14 protein-coding genes and 1 CRISPR repeat array are annotated in these 17,155 nt (G+C 46.4%); of the genes, 9 read left to right on the forward strand and 5 right to left on the reverse strand.

The annotated features are described in order from the left end of the window. Positions 1-99 precede the first annotated feature (99 nt). From ACWXW9_RS25400 to ACWXW9_RS25430, 7 genes are all read left to right on the forward strand, one after another. Positions 100-444, forward strand: a complete 345-nt coding sequence (locus ACWXW9_RS25400) for a DUF805 domain-containing protein (protein WP_494931681.1) — start codon at positions 100-102, stop codon at positions 442-444. 152 nt (positions 445-596) lie between these two features. Then, positions 597-2,192, forward strand: coding sequence for a spore germination protein (locus ACWXW9_RS25405; protein ID WP_494931682.1), 1,596 nt, complete (start codon positions 597-599; stop codon positions 2,190-2,192). 39 nt (positions 2,193-2,231) lie between these two features. Next, positions 2,232-3,437 (forward strand): Ger(x)C family spore germination protein, encoded by a 1,206-nt coding sequence (locus ACWXW9_RS25410; protein WP_494931683.1) that lies wholly within the window; start codon positions 2,232-2,234, stop codon positions 3,435-3,437. 22 nt (positions 3,438-3,459) lie between these two features. Continuing rightward, a complete protein-coding gene (locus ACWXW9_RS25415) occupies positions 3,460-3,711 on the forward strand; it encodes a hypothetical protein (protein WP_494931684.1) in 252 nt (83 codons plus the stop codon). Positions 3,712-3,726: 15 nt separating this feature from the next. After that, positions 3,727-4,878 carry a GerAB/ArcD/ProY family transporter gene (locus tag ACWXW9_RS25420; RefSeq protein ID WP_494931685.1) on the forward strand — a complete coding sequence of 384 codons (1,152 nt, stop codon included), beginning with the start codon at positions 3,727-3,729 and terminating at the stop codon, positions 4,876-4,878. Continuing rightward, complete coding sequence (locus ACWXW9_RS25425) at positions 4,868-5,989, forward strand: GerAB/ArcD/ProY family transporter (RefSeq protein ID WP_494931686.1); 1,122 nt, start codon at positions 4,868-4,870, stop codon at positions 5,987-5,989. Before ACWXW9_RS25420 ends, ACWXW9_RS25425 begins: the two co-directional genes overlap by 11 nt. Positions 5,990-6,235: 246 nt before the next feature. Beyond that, the gene (locus ACWXW9_RS25430; RefSeq protein WP_134911545.1) at positions 6,236-6,634 is read left to right on the forward strand and encodes a hypothetical protein; all 399 of its coding nucleotides are present in this window, start codon (positions 6,236-6,238) and stop codon (positions 6,632-6,634) included. Between the two features lie 69 nt (positions 6,635-6,703). Here ACWXW9_RS25430 and pyk read toward each other — a convergent pair whose 3' ends face one another. After that, positions 6,704-8,119: a pyruvate kinase gene (gene pyk / locus ACWXW9_RS25435; protein WP_283654221.1), complete on the reverse strand. Its 1,416-nt coding sequence runs from the start codon at positions 8,117-8,119 to the stop codon at positions 6,704-6,706. A 197-nt stretch (positions 8,120-8,316) separates the two neighbouring features. On the opposite strand from pyk, the gene ACWXW9_RS25440 reads away from it, so the two are divergent. Continuing rightward, a complete protein-coding gene (locus tag ACWXW9_RS25440) occupies positions 8,317-9,105 on the forward strand; it encodes a helix-turn-helix domain-containing protein (RefSeq protein ID WP_494931687.1) in 789 nt (262 codons plus the stop codon). 297 nt (positions 9,106-9,402) lie between these two features. Continuing rightward, a CRISPR array of direct repeats spans positions 9,403-10,105; the repeat unit is 32 nt; unit sequence GTCGCACTCTATATGAGTGCGTGGATTGAAAT. Between the two features lie 228 nt (positions 10,106-10,333). Beyond that, complete coding sequence (locus ACWXW9_RS25445) at positions 10,334-11,752, forward strand: tetratricopeptide repeat protein (protein ID WP_494931688.1); 1,419 nt, start codon at positions 10,334-10,336, stop codon at positions 11,750-11,752. Positions 11,753-11,945: 193 nt separating this feature from the next. Here ACWXW9_RS25445 and ACWXW9_RS25450 read toward each other — a convergent pair whose 3' ends face one another. The 4 genes from ACWXW9_RS25450 to ACWXW9_RS25465 form a co-directional block, all read right to left on the reverse strand. Continuing rightward, positions 11,946-13,364: a sucrose-specific PTS transporter subunit IIBC gene (locus ACWXW9_RS25450; protein WP_494931706.1), complete on the reverse strand. Its 1,419-nt coding sequence runs from the start codon at positions 13,362-13,364 to the stop codon at positions 11,946-11,948. Between the two features lie 68 nt (positions 13,365-13,432). Further along, a complete protein-coding gene (locus ACWXW9_RS25455; RefSeq protein WP_494931689.1) occupies positions 13,433-14,908 on the reverse strand; it encodes a glycoside hydrolase family 32 protein in 1,476 nt (491 codons plus the stop codon). A 183-nt stretch (positions 14,909-15,091) separates the two neighbouring features. Further along, positions 15,092-16,123: a LacI family DNA-binding transcriptional regulator gene (locus ACWXW9_RS25460; protein ID WP_494931690.1), complete on the reverse strand. Its 1,032-nt coding sequence runs from the start codon at positions 16,121-16,123 to the stop codon at positions 15,092-15,094. A gap of 169 nt (positions 16,124-16,292) precedes the next feature. Further along, a complete protein-coding gene (locus tag ACWXW9_RS25465; RefSeq protein WP_494931691.1) occupies positions 16,293-17,135 on the reverse strand; it encodes an aldo/keto reductase in 843 nt (280 codons plus the stop codon). Positions 17,136-17,155 lie beyond the last annotated feature (20 nt).

Raw genomic sequence — 17,155 nt, forward strand, 5'->3', positions numbered from 1 at the left:
TACTAGTAAAATTCTATATCCTTCCTGCCGATATACTTAAAAGAACAATTTTGAATTACTTTAAAGTAAACCTTTAACTTTTATGGGGAGGTGAAATATATGCAATGGTATTTAAATGGATTAAAAAACTATGTAGGATTCCAAGGTAGAGCACGACGTACAGAATACTGGATGTTTGTCCTGTTCAGCGTAATCGCAAGTTTTGTAATCGGTATAATCGATGGTCTTGTGGGCTTAACTCCGATCTTGACGTACCTTTATTCTTTGGCTGTCCTGTTGCCGTCTCTGGCCGTTATAGCCCGTAGACTGCACGACACAGGCAGAACCGGATGGTGGATTTTGATCAGTTTAATCCCTCTTGTTGGTACTATTATCCTGATTGTATTCTTATGCCAAGACAGTCAACCCGCTGAGAACAAATATGGAAAAAATCCTAAATTGTAATTGATGCAGATGTCTGAAACCTCTTTCACTCTTGTGAAAGAGGTTTTTTCATATTCCCCCTCCAATCATCGAAATTCCAATAGTAAGTTTATGAGAAGCCCACTGTGTCCATACTGGATTAAAAAGCATCCGCAAGGAGAGGGCGAACATTCATGCATTTTCGGAAAAGAAGCAGCCACAACAAGTTTAAAAAGCCACCTGTCCAGCACACCAAGAGTAAGCCTGCACATTCAGAGGCGCAGCTCAGTGCAAATATAGGGTCAAATCTTCAGCGGATCAGACAAGCACTCGGTAACAGTACCGACATCATCATAAGAGAAGTTCGTATCGGCAAGGATGGTGAACAAATCATTGCGATCCTCTATACCGACGGTTTGGCGGATAAAAACGTAGTCTCCGACTTCATCATGGAGTCGATGATGCTGGATAGCAGCTTGTCCAGCGACGTGGAGAGTAGTATTCAAACCTCCTCCCATGTTCTGCAGATTTTAAAAGATTACGCCCTGACCATCGGGGACATCCGGGATGTTACCGACTTTGAAACCTTATATAACGCTCTGTTGTCTGGAGATGCAATCATTTTGGTTGACGGTGAGACGCAGGGAATCGTGGCCAGCGCACGAGGATGGAAAGATCGCGGGGTCACCGAGCCCGCCTCGGAAAATGTCGTCCGTGGGCCGCGAGAAGGATTTTCTGAAACACTGCGCACGAATACGGCCTTGATCCGGCGTAAGATTAAAGATCCGAACCTGTGGCTGGAAACAAAACAAATTGGCCGCGTGACCCAAACTGATGTCGCAGTCATGTATATCAAGGGAATCGTGGACCATAAATTGGTCGAAGAAGTGCATGAACGACTGAATCGCATTGATGTAGACGGCATTCTTGAAAGCGGGTATATCGAGGAGTTAATTCAGGACGAAACATTTACCCCTTTTCCGACGGTATACAACTCCGAACGCCCGGACGTCATCGCCGCCGAGCTGTTGGAAGGAAAGATCGCGATCCTGGTGGATGGAACTCCGTTTGTGCTTGTTGTACCCGCGTTGTTTGTTTCCTTCCTGCATGCGGCGGAGGATTATTATCAGCGTGCCGATATCAGCAGCTTCATTCGGGTTCTTCGTTACACCGGAGTCTTTATTTCCCTGCTTGGTCCGTCCTTATATGTTGCCATCACTACGTTTCATCAGGAAATGCTGCCAACCTCACTGCTGATCGGTCTGGCGGCACAGCGGGAGTCCGTTCCTTTTCCCGCCTTTATCGAAGCGCTCATGATGGAATTGACTTTTGAAATATTACGGGAAGCCGGCGTCCGCATGCCAAAGTATATCGGGGCAGCCGTCTCTATCGTAGGCACGCTCGTCATCGGACAAGCGGCTGTCCAGGCCGGGATCATATCAGCGGCGATGGTTATTGTCGTATCTATTACTGCGATTTCCAGCTTCGTCCTGCCTGCCTATAATATGTCCATTGCTTTTCGTATGCTGCGCTTCCCCTTGATGGGGCTTGCCGCTTCATTTGGACTATTCGGGATTATCGTCGGCGGCATTGCCCTCATCCTGCATATGTGCAGCCTTCGTTCATTTGGCGTTCCCTATATGACTCCTTTTGCCCCTCTAATACCGTCGGACACCAAGGATACCCTCTTTCGGCTTCCTCACTGGATGATGATTACACGTCCCCGGCTCATTGATCAGAAGAATGTGAATCGCCGAAACAGCACCCCGCCCCGGAAACCACGGGAATAACGGGAGAAGACAGGAACAGACGGAAAGGAGTAGACAAGCATGAAACAGAAGACGGCATTTCTGTTCCTGATGCTTACACTCGTCTTGCTTCTGACGGGCTGTTGGAACCGCAGGGAACTGAATGAGCTTGCTATCGCCGTCGGCATGGGGATCGATAAATATGGAGATCAATTTCGTGTCTCCGTTCAGGTTGTGGACCCCGGAGAAGCAGCAGCCAAAAAAGGAGCAGGCGATAGAACTCCAGCCACGTTGTACACAGCGGAAGCGGACACCGTGTTTGAAGCCATCCGGAAAATAACGACGCTTAGTCCCCGAAAAATGTATTTCTCTCACCTGCGCATATGCGTAATCGGTGAGTCGATAGCGAGGGAGGGGATGGCAAAGGCACTGGATTTACTCTCCAGGGATCATCAGTTCCGCACCGATTTTTATATTGTGGTGTCAAAGGGCACCAGTGCAGAAGACACACTGAAAATTATGACACCCCTGGACCCGATTCCGGCCAATGACCTTTTCTCCGCCCTGGAATCATCGGAGAAAAACTGGTCGCCCAGTATGACGGTAACCCTGGATGAATTGATTAGAGCTCTCACCAGCGAAGGAATGCAGCCTATTTTGACAGGACTTCATATTATAGGAAATGCAGAAATGGGAGAATCAAACAAAAATGTCCAAACGATCGACCCTCCTGTCCGTTTACAGTATTCGGGACTTGCTGTATTCAGAAAAGACAAGTTAATCGGATGGTTAGATGAAACGGAAAGCAGGGGCTACAACTTCATTCTCGGCAAAGTGCGAAGCTCTGTCGGCTTTGTAGCCTGCCCCGAAGGCGGCAAAGTTGTCACAGAAATCATTCGGACCCAAACCGCCATAAAAGGGAGCGTTAACAGGGGAGAGCCCCGGATCAATGTTAAAATGCAGGTTGAGGCCAACGTAGGAGAAGTCGAGTGTCTGGGTCTGGATTTGACCAAGGTGAGCACGATTTATGAGGTAGAGAAAAAAGAGGAAGAAAAGATCGAAGAGATTATGAAATCAGCCGTCAGAAAAGCTCAAAAATCGTACAAAGCTGACATTTTTGGATTCGGCGAAGCCATTCACCGCGCTGATCCGAAGACCTGGAATGCACTGAAAAAAAATTGGGATCGTGAGCATTTTGTAGAATTGCCCGTAGACATCAAGGTCGATTTCAAAATTCGGCGTGTGGGCACGATTGGCAGCTCATTCCTGAATGATATGAAGGAGTAACCTACCAAAGAAGGTGTTAAAGATGCTGCCTAAAATAGTGAACGTTCTGGGCATACTGCTGGTCGCTGTTGCAATCAGCATGTTTGAGGTCCCGTACATGTGGAAAAAGGGGTTACAAAAAGAGCTTTGGCTGTTTTCCATCCTGCTTCTTCTTGGGGTCGGAATCAGCAGCGCCAAGGCATTAAGTTGGTCTATTCCTACTCCTCTGGATTGGATCGCAGTCGTGTATAGACCATTCAGCGATTTCCTGACTCATATCGGTCTAATAAAATAAGATGAGGTGAATTTGGTGCCCGGGCAGATCAGAATCTCAGCACGTCAGCTTATGATCCTGACGACTTTATATACGGTTGGGAGCGCAATCCTCATCATCCCGTCAAGCATGGCGCAGGTAGCCAAGCAGGATGCGTGGATTGCCGCGCTTGTCGGGGTCGTGGCCGGGCTTCTCGTCTTGTATTTGTACATCAAGATTGCGTCGCTGTATCCGCAGAAGACCCTAATTGGAATTATGGAAGCCCTGCTCGGAAAGTGGCTAGGTAAAGCCGCCAGTCTTCTGTTTTTCACCACGATTTTCATCAATGCTCCTGTTCCCGTTTTATTCTACCTGGGAGATTTTATGACTACTCAAATGATCCCGGAAACACCGATGTCAGCAGTAAACATCCTTTTTGCGCTTATTATATTGTTGGCTGTCCGGCTGGGGCTGGAAGTGATAGCTCGTTCTGCCGAACTGATGTTTCCATTATTTATTCTGCTTTATATTTCATTTACGGGTTTGATAGTGTCCGATATTAAATTGGAAAATGTTCAACCTGTACTGGAGGCTGGAATGGGGCCTATTTGGTCCGCTGCCCTGTCCTTTGTCAGCACAACTTTTCTGCCTCATATCCTTCTGCTCATGATCTTCCCGGCTTCTGTCAATCGTTTAGACCAAGCTCGTAAAGCTATTTTCACTGGAAGCCTGATTGGCGGATTGATGTTGGTCGTGGTCGTTTCATTGGCTATTTTGGTACTAGGTCCTGATCTAACCGCAAGAAATATATATCCAAGCTATGCGTTAGCCAAAAAAATTAGCATCGGCAATTTTCTACAGCGCATCGAAGCGATTATGGCTACCATGTGGTTTATTTCGCTCTTCTTCAGGATCACGGTGTATATGCACTCCATTGTTACAGCCATAGCCCAAATCTTTCGTTTGAAAAATGACCGCCAGTTAGTGCTTCCTCTCGGCATTCTTTTAGTCGTCATGTCGATCATCGTATATCCCAATGTCCCTTATCAACAAGCCTATGATACCAAGACGTGGATTCCCTATGCACTATCGTTCGGGGTGTTTTTACCCTTACTGCTGCTCAGTATACATGCCCTGAAAAGGCTGGGGACAAACAAGAATAACAAGCCGGATGATAAACGTGAAAATAGAGGTGAGGATGGTGCATAAGCAAGTCAAAATCTCCACACGTCAATTGTTGATCTTAACGATATTATTTACAATCGGCACTGCAATTCTCGTCATCCCTTCCGTTATGGCCGCTACAGCTAAACAGGATGCATGGATCGCTGCACTCGTCGGAGTGGGTGCCGGGCTGCTGTTGATATGGCTGTACAACACGATCACCATCCTGTATCCGCAGATGACCCTGATTGAAATCATGGAGACCCTTTTGGGCAAATGGTTGGGGAAATCTATTGCTCTGCTGTTTATGATTACGTTTTTTATCGGTGGCCCTGCTGCGGTGTTGTATGATTTGGGGAATTTTTTGACTACTCAAATGATGCCGGAAACGCCGATTCAAGCGGTCAACATCCTTTTTGCGCTTATTGTATTGATGGGCGTGCGCCTTGGACTTGAAACGTTGGCCCGTTCTGCTGAGCTATTGTTTCCGTTGTTCCTTCTGCTGTACACGGCTTTTGTCGTTTTAGTAGCATCCAATATCAAACTGGAGAACGCTCAACCGATGCTGGAGAAGGGAGTTGGACCCATTTGGCCTGCCGCTTTATCCTTTGTCAGTATTGCATTTCTGAGCCATATTGTTTTGCTCATGATTTTCCCGTCTGTAGTTCGCCCCGATCAAGCCCGTAAAGCCTTTTTAACAGGAGGCCTGATTGGCGGGTTGATCCTGGTGGTGCTCATTGTATTGGCCGTTTTGGTTTTTGGCCCTGAATTAACGGCAATAAGTGTATTTCCGAGCTATTCATTAGCCCAAAAAATAAACATTGGAAATTTTCTTCAACGTATTGAAGCGATCATGGCCGCCATGTGGTTTATTTCGCTCTTTTTCAGGCTGGCTCTGTATATGCAATCGATTATGATAGCCATTAGCCAAATCTTTAATCTAAAAGATGAGCGTCCGCTGATCTTCCCTATCGGGATGATCCTGATCGTTATGTCGGTGATCATATATCCAAATGTCCCATACCAGCAATCCTGGGATGCAAAAATATGGACATCCTTTATCTTATCCATGGGCCTTTTTTTGCCTCTACTGCTGCTCTGTATTCACGGGATACGAAAACTCTGGTCAAAGAAAAAAACAGGGTCCGAAGGATAGATCACATCCATCCTACGAGCATCGGTGAATTTTTTTTGCTGTTAACTGTTTACAATGTGCACTTTTAGTTTATTTTAAACGAGTATTAAGCTGGCGCTAAGATTGGGCGTGTATGATGTATTTAAGAATCTGGTAACTACATAAAAACCGGATGGACTAAAGGCAAGAATATTACTCCCGTTGGATATCCATATACCGTTCCACCCTGTCAGAATTTTAAAGAAATCAAAAGGAGACTTTACTCTTATGAATCGAAAACGAATCATGGTTATCTGCACCTTGTTGCTGGCGTTGTCTATTGGGCAGTCCTCTACATGGGGAAGTCGGGCCAATGCTTCTGCACTGGCTCCAGAGAGAGCCCTTCAGCTACAGGATAGTGAGGCTTCCAAGGATGATGAGTTGCTGGAAACACTGGGTGTATCCTCGGATGAGCAATTGTATGATGCGTTGTATAACGGTCAAACCTTGGCAGATATTGCACAATATAATGAACGGGACGCTCAAGCTGTCGTTGATTTGCAGGTGGCTCAGTTGACAGAGCAGTTAGATCAACGGCTGGCCAACAAGAGTATTACGCCTGAACAGTACCAAGCCCATAAGGCAGAATTGACGCAGGTCGTTGCCAAGAGTGTGTTTGGACTGTAAAAAAAAGTCCATGTAAAAAGGCGCTGAGCCCGTGGGGGATCAGCGCCTTTCTGCTGTCTGTATCTACACTTACACTTGATGTACTCGAATCAGGTTGGTGGCACCGGCCTCGGCGACAGGAACGCCTGCCGACACGACAACGGTGTCTCCTTTTTGAATATACCCTGCATTTAGGGCGTTGCGGATGGAGGATTCGAACATTTCATCCGTCGTCACTACCTTATCGCCTTTGACCGGGAATACCCCGGATAACAGACAAATTTTAGCGAACACCGTATTGTTCGGGGTAACTGCAATAATTGGAGCCTTCGGACGATATTTGGACACCATACGGGCCGTGAAGCCGCTGGCCGTAGAAGTAATAATCGCTTTGGCATCCAGCTCTAGGGACGAACTAACCGCACCTTGACTGATGACCTCGGTAATGTTCGTGCTTTGGCGTGCTCTGCGCTTATCGAACTGCTCTTGATAATCAAATTGAGATTCAGCTCTGGCAGCTACAGCAGCCATGGTCCGTACGGATTCAACAGGGTATTTACCCGCAGCGGATTCGCCCGACAGCATAACCACATCGGCTCCTTGCATAACCGCGTTAAACACGTCACTAACTTCGGCTCTCGTCGGACGCGGGTTTACCTGCATGGATTCCAGCATGTGTGTAGCCACGATCACCGGCTTGCCAACCAGGTTGCACTTGTCGATCATTTCCTTTTGCATCACAGGTACGTCCTGAATCGGCACTTCAACACCCAGATCACCACGGGCTACCATGATTCCATCCGAAGCCTTGATAATGTCATCGAGGTTTTCCATACCTTCTGCATTTTCAATTTTAGAATAAATTTGCACATGCTCGGCGTTGTGGCCCTTCAAAATCTCACGGATCTCACGAATATCATCGCCTTTACGCACAAAAGAAGCCGCAATAAGCTCAATGCGCTGCTCCACCCCGAATTGGATGTGCTTCACATCGCGCTCTGTCACGCCCGGAAGAGTCGTATGAATTCCTGGCAGGTTCACACCTTTTCTTGGCTTCAAAATACCGCCGCTTACAATGGTACAGATCATTTCGGTTCCCTCAATAGAGGTTACAGTCAGATCGACCAAGCCATCATCAATGAGAATACGGTCGCCAGCTTTGATATCCTTCGGCATATCCGGGTAGTTGACCGAAATACGATGCTCGTCCCCCAAAATTTCTTCCGTGGTCAAAATAAGCTGGCTACCTGGTTTCAGCAGACAGGATGCTTCTTTCAGCTTGCCAATCCGTATTTCCGGTCCCTTGATATCCATCATGACAGGAATAAAGGTGTTCAGTTCCTTCGCAGCCTGCCGCACATTTTCAATACGTTTAACGTGATCTTCCAGCTCCCCGTGAGCCATGTTCAAGCGGGCTACTGTCATACCGGCCTGGATCATTTCCTTTAACAAATGAATGGAGTCGCAGGCAGGTCCCATAGTACAAATAATTTTCGTTTTAAGCATAGTAATGTCATCCTCCTGAATGTCTTTACTGTTTGGTCGTAATTCCAGTATGGTTTCTATTCCATGTGGCTGCTCTATCTATTTACACTTTTATGACTTTATTTTACCTATACCGGTGCGACAAGACCATGAATTATAGTATGATGACTGTATTATAGTACAGTATAGTGAATCTTTAAGACATGGAGAGTGACTTCATGATTACAATCACGGACGTGCGACAGGACCATGGCGTGGACTGGTACGAGAAGGCTGGTCCAGATAGCAGCAAAGACAACTTCGTGTTCATTTTGGTCACCTTTGGAAAATGTGTATATTGGGTGAACGATTGCAAGATTATTCTCGGCAAGGGAGAGGTTCTGATTCTGCCTGGACATCTGCCCTACTATGGCAAGAGTATCCCTACGCTTTTTCATACCAAGTATGTGATACATTGCCGCAAAACATGTACGAATAACGTACTTCCCATATTGAATACGGACAAGCCGCTGTCGATCAAGCTCGGATGCTACGATATGCTGCATGAACGAATCAAGTCGGTGTATTACCAATGGACAGAGCGCCCAAGCTACTATGAGCTGATGGCTGACTGTCTGCTGACCGAGACGATGATTTATACCAATCAGGAATGGAACAAAGGCGTCATTTCCAGCGAAAAGGAACGGCATGTGGAATATATGAAGCAGTATATCCAAAATCATTACAGGGAAAAAGTGACGAAGGAAGAGCTTGGCGACGTCATCCGCAAAACACCCAACTACGCCGCCACACTGCTGCGTGAGGTAACACGCCAAACCATCAGCGAGCATGTACATACGCAGCGCATTAAAACGGCCATCTACATGCTGACCGAGTCCCGGCTGACGATTCGTGAAATTTCAGAGTATGTCGGTTATAGTGATGTTTCCTATTTTCATCGAATCTTCAAACGGCTGACAGGCTGCTCCCCGTCCGAATTTCTGGATGAACGATCTTCGATCGTCTAGCTTTTCTTGTACGGTGGAAAGAGAAGGCGGAAAAAGGTCCGAAAAGGTTGCGAAACTGCGTTTTTAAATGTATGTTGGATTCAACTGGATAGACAACAAATATCTCATTTTATAAAGTGCGAATGTGAAGCTCACATAAAAACCCCGGTTCCTTCGCACCTCGAAATTTGTCGAAAAAGGCTTGGGATGGGTTGTAATGGGTGAATGTCAATGCTTGATTCAAGCCTTTTCGGCATCGTTTATTGTGAAAATGTATGATATTGATACCATTAGGGTATAAATCACTGTATTTTCGCTGTCGCACTCCATGTGAGTGCGTGGATTGAAATTGTCCAAATCAAGTCCACATTCTTGGCCGGGATAGTCGCACTCTATATGAGTGCGTGGATTGAAATAACGCAAAAGTTAGTCCGGGTACATATCGGTATCGGTCGCACTCTATATGAGTGCGTGGATTGAAATAATTCACAGTTTTTGTGGGCCGAGATTTACAATGTGTCGCACTCTATATGAGTGTGTGGATTGAAATCTATTAATGTTGTTCTCGGGGCGAAGATCGCAAGCGTCGCACTCTATATGAGTGCGTGGATTGAAATCTATTAATGTTGTTCTCGGGGCGAAGATCGCAAGCGTCGCACTCTATATGAGTGCGTGGATTGAAATCGTAAAAGTACCCTGTGAACCTAACACAAAGTATTGCGTCGCACTCTATATGAGTGCGTGGATTGAAATCACGATTATTCCAGATGAGTTTAAGAAGTTTTCAACGTCGCACTCTATATGAGTGCGTGGATTGAAATTTCGGTACGAACGTATTAACTTTCTTGAACACGCTGTCGCACTCTATATGAGTGCGTGGATTGAAATGTTTCCATCACGCGCTGTCGCGCCTACTGATTCAAGTCGCACTCTATATGAGTGCGTGGATTGAAATATAAGCATAGCGAAGGGTTGTAAGGATCAGACCAGTCGCACTCCATGTGAGTGCGTGGATTGAAATCAATTACCGATGCTCCAGCGCTTCGATCACAAGTCGCACTCTGTATGGAGTGCGTTTTTCACCCCCTTACTCTCCGCTTCCATCGCTCGTCCTTTCCATATGCATAATATTCCAAACTTTACCTTTCTACATTAGTTGCATAATATATTGACAGATGGTTAATTCTGGAGAACAATAGAATGCAAGAATATGAAATTATGGCATTTTTATGTGAAGGGTGGTTTATGTATGGAAATCACACCTACGATAAGAGCTGAATTGGAAAAATATCTAAAACAACAAGACTTAAGCATGACCGAGTTTGGGCATATTGCAGGCATTAATAGGGGGATAGTAAGTGGCATTGTAACTGGTAATAGTCCTATATCTGTTAACCAGCTTGACCGAATCACTGAGGCTATGGGTTTACCGGAAGGCTACTTCTACGACTTATATGTAGAAAACTACATCATCGAACGCTCCCCCAATATGCGTCGAATTGAGCGGTTGCTATATCGTTGTGCAGAACTGGACAAGCTGGATGCGATCAGTCGAATCGTTAGACAAATCATGGACAATCTACTCTATTCACCTAAACTATTTGACATTGCAGAAACGCTATTAGCACAAGGACGACATGCTGCTGCGTTGCTGCTCTATGAGAATGTAGCAGAGGCGGAGAAGTACCAGCACTCCGAACGCTTGGCAATCTGTCAATACCGTATATTCAAGATTCAGATTGGAGACGATCAAAGCAAAAATCCCAGAGCAGCAGCGGTATTTGAAGCTTTTGTTGAGCGCCTAGATGAAATAGATCAGCTTGACGCATTGAAGGATTTAGCTAACGTGTACAGGTCTTTGCGTAAATGGGACAAGGTCGATGAAATGGCGAGAAAAATGAGAGATAAAGCGGAAATCCAATATACTTTGAAACACCAACAGAAGAGCCGAGAGCGGAATGAATCTACTAAGAAGTTAAGTCGTCCCATGTTTGTGTACATCACCTATGCCGATTTACTATGTGCAAGTGTCTGCGAAGCCCAAGGCGATTATCAACAAGCGCTACAATATACATACGCCTACGCTAATTTAGATTGGGTCAAGGAGACGGACGAGGATACTCAACATTGGATCAAACTGTATAAAGATTGGGCGGAATGTAACACTTACGTTAATAAACTCCTATCAGGAGATGTAAGTGTGCTTCAAGATTATGTTGAATATATTGCAGCAGCATCAAGCTCTAATGAACAAGAGGAAATCTCCAAATTGTTGAATGTTATAATTGCAGCAAACCGATTTGAATTGGACGTGGATGATATACTTCAACGGTTTGAAACGGAGATTAATTCGTTTTCTGAACAACCTCCATCCGATGATATGTATACCCAACAGGTGATACCGGACTATATCGCATGGTTTGGTTACGAGTTAGCTAATTATTATTTACATCGAGGTTCTTACATTGATGGTTTTAAACATTTGATGTATTCAATGATAAGTTATCATACACTAAATAATGAGACTTATTTTATAAATTGTATGGGTCTATTTTTACACTTTCAAGATTATGCGGTTCCAGTAACTAAAGCAGCATTTTTAAATCTTATTGAAAAGGTGTGGATGAACAATGCTAAAAAAAATGGTACTGCTGATCATCGCGGCTAGCTTTTTGTTTATTGTTACTGTACCTGTTCACTCGCATGATATACGCCCTCAAGTACAGGTTGGAGGTTCTTAAACGGATAGGAACAAAAATCCCTGCTAACCTTAATTGGTCGGCGGGGATTTTTGTTCCTATCCGTATAAATAATTGCTTTTTTTAATCCAAACCTACATTCCTCTTGCCACCTGGGTGGTGTTAATTGGAGGAACCTGCTGTTTTGACTTCCTCCAGCATTTTATCGTTATAGCCAAACATCCAGGTCAGGACAAAAGCTACTGCCATAGCAGCCACGTTTGCCAAAATATAAAGCGGAAGCTGATGATTCATGTAGAGCAACGTCCCCGGAATGACCGTAATGGCCATACCTGAAGCCGCCAAATGGAAGATCGAAGCGATAAAACCGCCGACCGCTCCGCCGATGAGCCCCATGACAAAAGGCTTCATATATCTCAGGTTAACCCCGAAAATAGCCGGCTCCGTAATCCCCAGAAAAGCGGACAACGAGGAAGGAAGCGCTAACGCTTTCAGCTTGCCGTTCTTCGTTTTCAGTCCAACCGCCAGACAAGCCGCACCTTGGGCAGCCATAGCGCAAGTAATGATGGCGTTGAAGGCGTTTACGCCATTCTTTTCAAGCAGTTGAATTTCCAGAAAATTAAATATATGATGCACACCCGTAACTACGATAATCTGATGCAGAAAACCGATGACAATCCCTGCGATACCGAAAGGCAAATCCAGTACAAACGTCGTTCCTTGCAGTACCCACTCTTCGAAGGAATGGAAAACCGGACCGATGGCAAACAGCCCGAGTGTAATCATGATCAACAGTGTTAAAAATGGCGTAAGAATCAGATCCAGCGCTTCGGGTACCCGTTTGCGCAGCCCCCGTTCCAGCTTGGCTCCGATCAAACCCACGAAGAAGGCTGGCAATACCGAGCCCTGATAACCGACCACAGGGATGAAGCCGAACATCGTCAAGGGATGAGCTGATCCGTCCGCAACAGCATAGGCGTTGGGCAAGGCAGGGTTCACCAGCATCAAACCAAGAACGATGCCGAGCACCGGACTGCCGCCGAATACTCTAAAGGCTGACCACGCGACCAGCGCAGGTAGAAAAGCAAAAGCCGTATCCGTCAATACTTGGGTAAACAATAGGAAATTCGGTGAAATATCCTGCGGCGTCATGCCGAACAGGGCCAGAATTTGCGGCTGGGTAAGCAAGCCCCGCAATCCCATGAACAGCCCCGTAGCAACCAGCACCGGAATGATCGGTACAAATACGTCGCCAAAGGTACGAATGGAGCGTTGGAAGACGTTGCCTTCCTTTTTCGCCTGACTCTTCACTTCTTCTTTAGATGATCCGGTCACTCCGAGCTTCTCGACCTCTTCGAAAATCCGATTAACCGTACCTGTACCAAAAATAATCTGATACTGACCCGAGTTGAAAAAAGCTCCTTTGACCTTGTCGATTTCTTCGACCTTTTTCTGATCAATCTTCTCCTTGTCATGCACCATAATCCGCAGGCGTGTTGCACAGTGAGCAAAGGACGCAATATTATCCTTCCCACCGATTGCTTGGATCACTTCTTTGGCTATTTCCCGGTTCTCCGCCATGATGTTCATCCTCTCGTTCATTCCGTTATGTTATTGATGATTAACGATCCACTTGATGATTTGAATATTCATGTAAAATCCCATTTTACCGCTTGGAAGAGAGCCTCTCCCTTGTCGGCAAAAAAGCGTATTTCGTCACTCTCTGGGTGCGGAAAAATACGACTGGTGAACACCTCTTCCCCATCATTGACGAAAATTTCCACCGAAGACGTATCCACGAACAGATGAAGCTTGATACGATCCCCATTCACTGCGCACTGTCTTATCTCACCATACGAAGCAGCGACAGGCTCACCCGATTGCGAACGGTCCAACACAAGCTTGCGGCTAACGGCATCATATCGGATCACCGTTTTCTCGGTCGCACTTGCGCGGAATTCAATACCGCATGCCTTGGCGCTCAAAAGATCATACTCACAAATCAGCTCATAAGCCGTACCCTTGAAGCCCGTATAGGTTTTGCTCTCCGACGTTAATGTGTCGGCTACCCGTTCCTCACGCTTTCTACGAAGCGTAGTTAGCTCAGGTATTGGCCTTTGTATGAGTTTGCCCTCATGAAGCGTAAGCTCCCTCGGCAGCGTCAGGCAATGCGCCCATCCGTTCGGATCTGTCGGACAATCGATATCCGGTAATCCCATCCACGCCACCATAATACGCCGCCCCTGCGGGTCGATCATCGTCTGCGGTGCATAAAAGTCAAAGCCTCGGTCCAGCTCGCGGAATACGCCGTGCTCCAATATTCTGGTTTGGGTATCCAGCGGTTTGCCGATCACATAGCCCGACTGATAAATGTTGTGATACTCATCCCCGGAAGGCTCCAGGCCCTGAGGAGAAAATACCAATACACCCGAGCCGTCAAGTTCAAAATAATCCGGGCATTCCCACATGTAGCCAAACGTCTCCAGCCCTGTACGCAGTTCCCCCTGAAACTGCCACGTATGGAGGTCGGTTGACCGATAAAGGACGGCGCAGCCTGTTGCATTCGCTCTCTGGGCACCGATCACACAGTAAAAGCTGTCTCCGTCCTTCCACAGCTTGGGATCACGAAAATGATCCGTATATCCTTCCGGCACATTCGGAATAACGGGATGCTCCCATTTTGTAATGAGACCGCTCTCATCCATAACGGCCATACATTGATAAGGATGTCTGATCCAGTCCCCGTCACGTGTATTTCCCGTATATAGCATATACAGCTTGCCCTCATGCTCCATCGCGCTACCTGAATAAGCACCATGTGAATCAAAATAATCTCCCGGTGCGATACCGATGCCTGCGTCGTCCCATGTGACCAAATCTCTGGACTTCAAATGATACCAGTATTTCATTCCATGATCGGTTCCAAACGGGAACCACTGATAGAACAAATGGTATTCACCCTGATAATACGAAAAGCCATTGGGATCATTGAGCAAGCCTGTCGATGGCTGAATATGAAACTCCTGCCGCCAGTGACATTGCTCCACCTTTTTCTCCAAGCTGGCTATTTCACCGGGCTCTGCCTGCTCAATCAGTCGATACTTTTGTTCTTTTGTCATTTTCATAGGTGTACCTCATTCTTATTAAAACTTCCGCCTCGGGAACCGGTTCCAATTTGATGAAAAAATAATGCGTAGGAACCGGTTCCTGTACGATTAAAAAAATATACTCATCTATGGATTTGCAACCGATTCCACTTGTGCCCGAGTGCCGTGGAACCGGTTTCGAAGAAATTATAATCCACCTGTTCAGCGTTTGTCAACGCTTTCTCTCTCTATCAGAGAATAATTCATAACAGTCACTTTCTCTACCGGTTTGTGTTCTACCAGCCGTACAATATTTTGCGCCGCTACGCGTCCTGCTTCCATGTACGGATATTGCACGGTTGTTAGCGCAGGATGAATCACCTCTGTAATATCGTATCCCCCGAAGCCAGTCACCGACAATTCCGACGGGATGGCAATTCCTCTGGAATACGCCGCGTTGATCACGCCAAGCGCAATATTATCCGTAGCACACACCATTAAGGATGGCCTGAATTCATCTAAAATCGCAGACGCAGCCACCCGTGCATCAGACATTTTAAATCCGGTTTCATAGTATCTGATATCGTACCCAGCGGATCGCTCCAGTTGCTTCACATCTTCCATATGAGCTTGATCGGGCAATGAATCTCGAACAGCCTGCTTAAAGCCCTCCTTGCGCCGCACACCGACAGCGACATCCTTTTCCGTAACGCCGACGTAGGCAATTTCACGGTGGCCCTGTGACAGAACATATGCGCCGATATCATATCCCGCCCGGTAGTCATCATGGATAAGGCTGTGAAGCTGCGTGTGCTGCTGCCCCACCAGCAAAACCGGAATCGCAATGTCGCGGATCGCCGTCAGATGCTCATCGGTAATTTCAGCAGCCAGTAAAATAATACCGGAAATCTTTTGCCGACCCAGCTCGTAAATGGCTTCGATTTCACGCTTCACATCCTGGCTTGTATTCGAGATCAGCATCTGATAATGCTGGGCCCGCAGTTCTTGATCTATACCCATCAGCGTATGGGATGTCGCGAAGGAATCCAGACGTGGCACAACGGTTCCGATAATGTTAGTCCGCTTCGCTTTCAGGCTCTGGGCAAAGGTATTAGGGACATAACCCGTGGCCTTGACCACCTTTTCAATTTTACGTCTTGTATCCACACTGACAGCCCCGCCGTTCAAAAAACGGGATACCGTGCTCTTGGCCACGCCAGCCATTTGGGCTATATCTGCAATCGTCTTATTCATGAGGTCCCCCGGATTGTCTTCATTTTCACAAGCTTCCATAACGTCTCTTTTATCATAACCCTATAATACCATATGGCGGGATTGGAATGCTGTGGCTCCAGACCCATCATGGACAAAAAACACCGCTCCCTTCAATGAAGAAAGGAACGGCGTATCATGGAAATAGAGTTTAAAAATCAAAGTTATCCGGATCAGGACCTACCCGATGATTCGCATTTAACGCCTGAATTCGGTCCATATCCTCTTGCGTCAATTCAAAATCAAAAATGTCGGCATTTTCAACAATCCGATGCGCCTTGATAGACTTGGGAATGGTGACAACTCCCTGCTGCACACCCCAGCGTAAAATCACTTGCGGCACCGATTTACCATACTTGGTCGCTATGTCTTGCAGTACCGCATGATCGAGCAGTTGACCTTGCATTAACGGGGACCAGGCTTCCATTTGAATATTGTTCTTTTGACAGAATTGCTGCAGCTCGGCTTGTGTTAATTGTGGATGAAACTCCACCTGATTCACCATTGGTGTGATCTCTGCATCCTTCATAAGGTCTTCCAAATGATGAATCTGGAAGTTGCTGACTCCGATAGCCTTGATCCGCCCTTCTTTATATAAGGACTCCAAAGCTCTCCAGGCTTCTTTATACTTGCCTTGAACCGGCCAATGAATCAGATACAGATCCAGATAGTCCAGACCCAGCTTGTCCAGACTTACTTCATAGGCTGCCCGTGTCTCTTCATACCCCAAATCGGCATTCCACACTTTGGACGTTACGAAAAGGTCTTCTCTGGACAGGTTGTTTTCCTGAAGAGCCTCGCGGATGGCTTGTCCTACACTGTTTTCGTTAGCATAAGCTGCGGCTGTATCTATACTGCGATAACCATGCTTCACAGCCGCTTTGATGGCATCGACCAGCTCTGAGCCTTCCTCTACCTTAAATACCCCGATTCCGAACCAAGGCATGTGAACTCCGTTGTGCAATGTTGTTGTGCTTTGTAAGTTTTGAGTCATTGTTTATCTTCCTCTCTGCA

Source organism: Paenibacillus sp. LT-B23 (genome assembly GCF_059417685.1).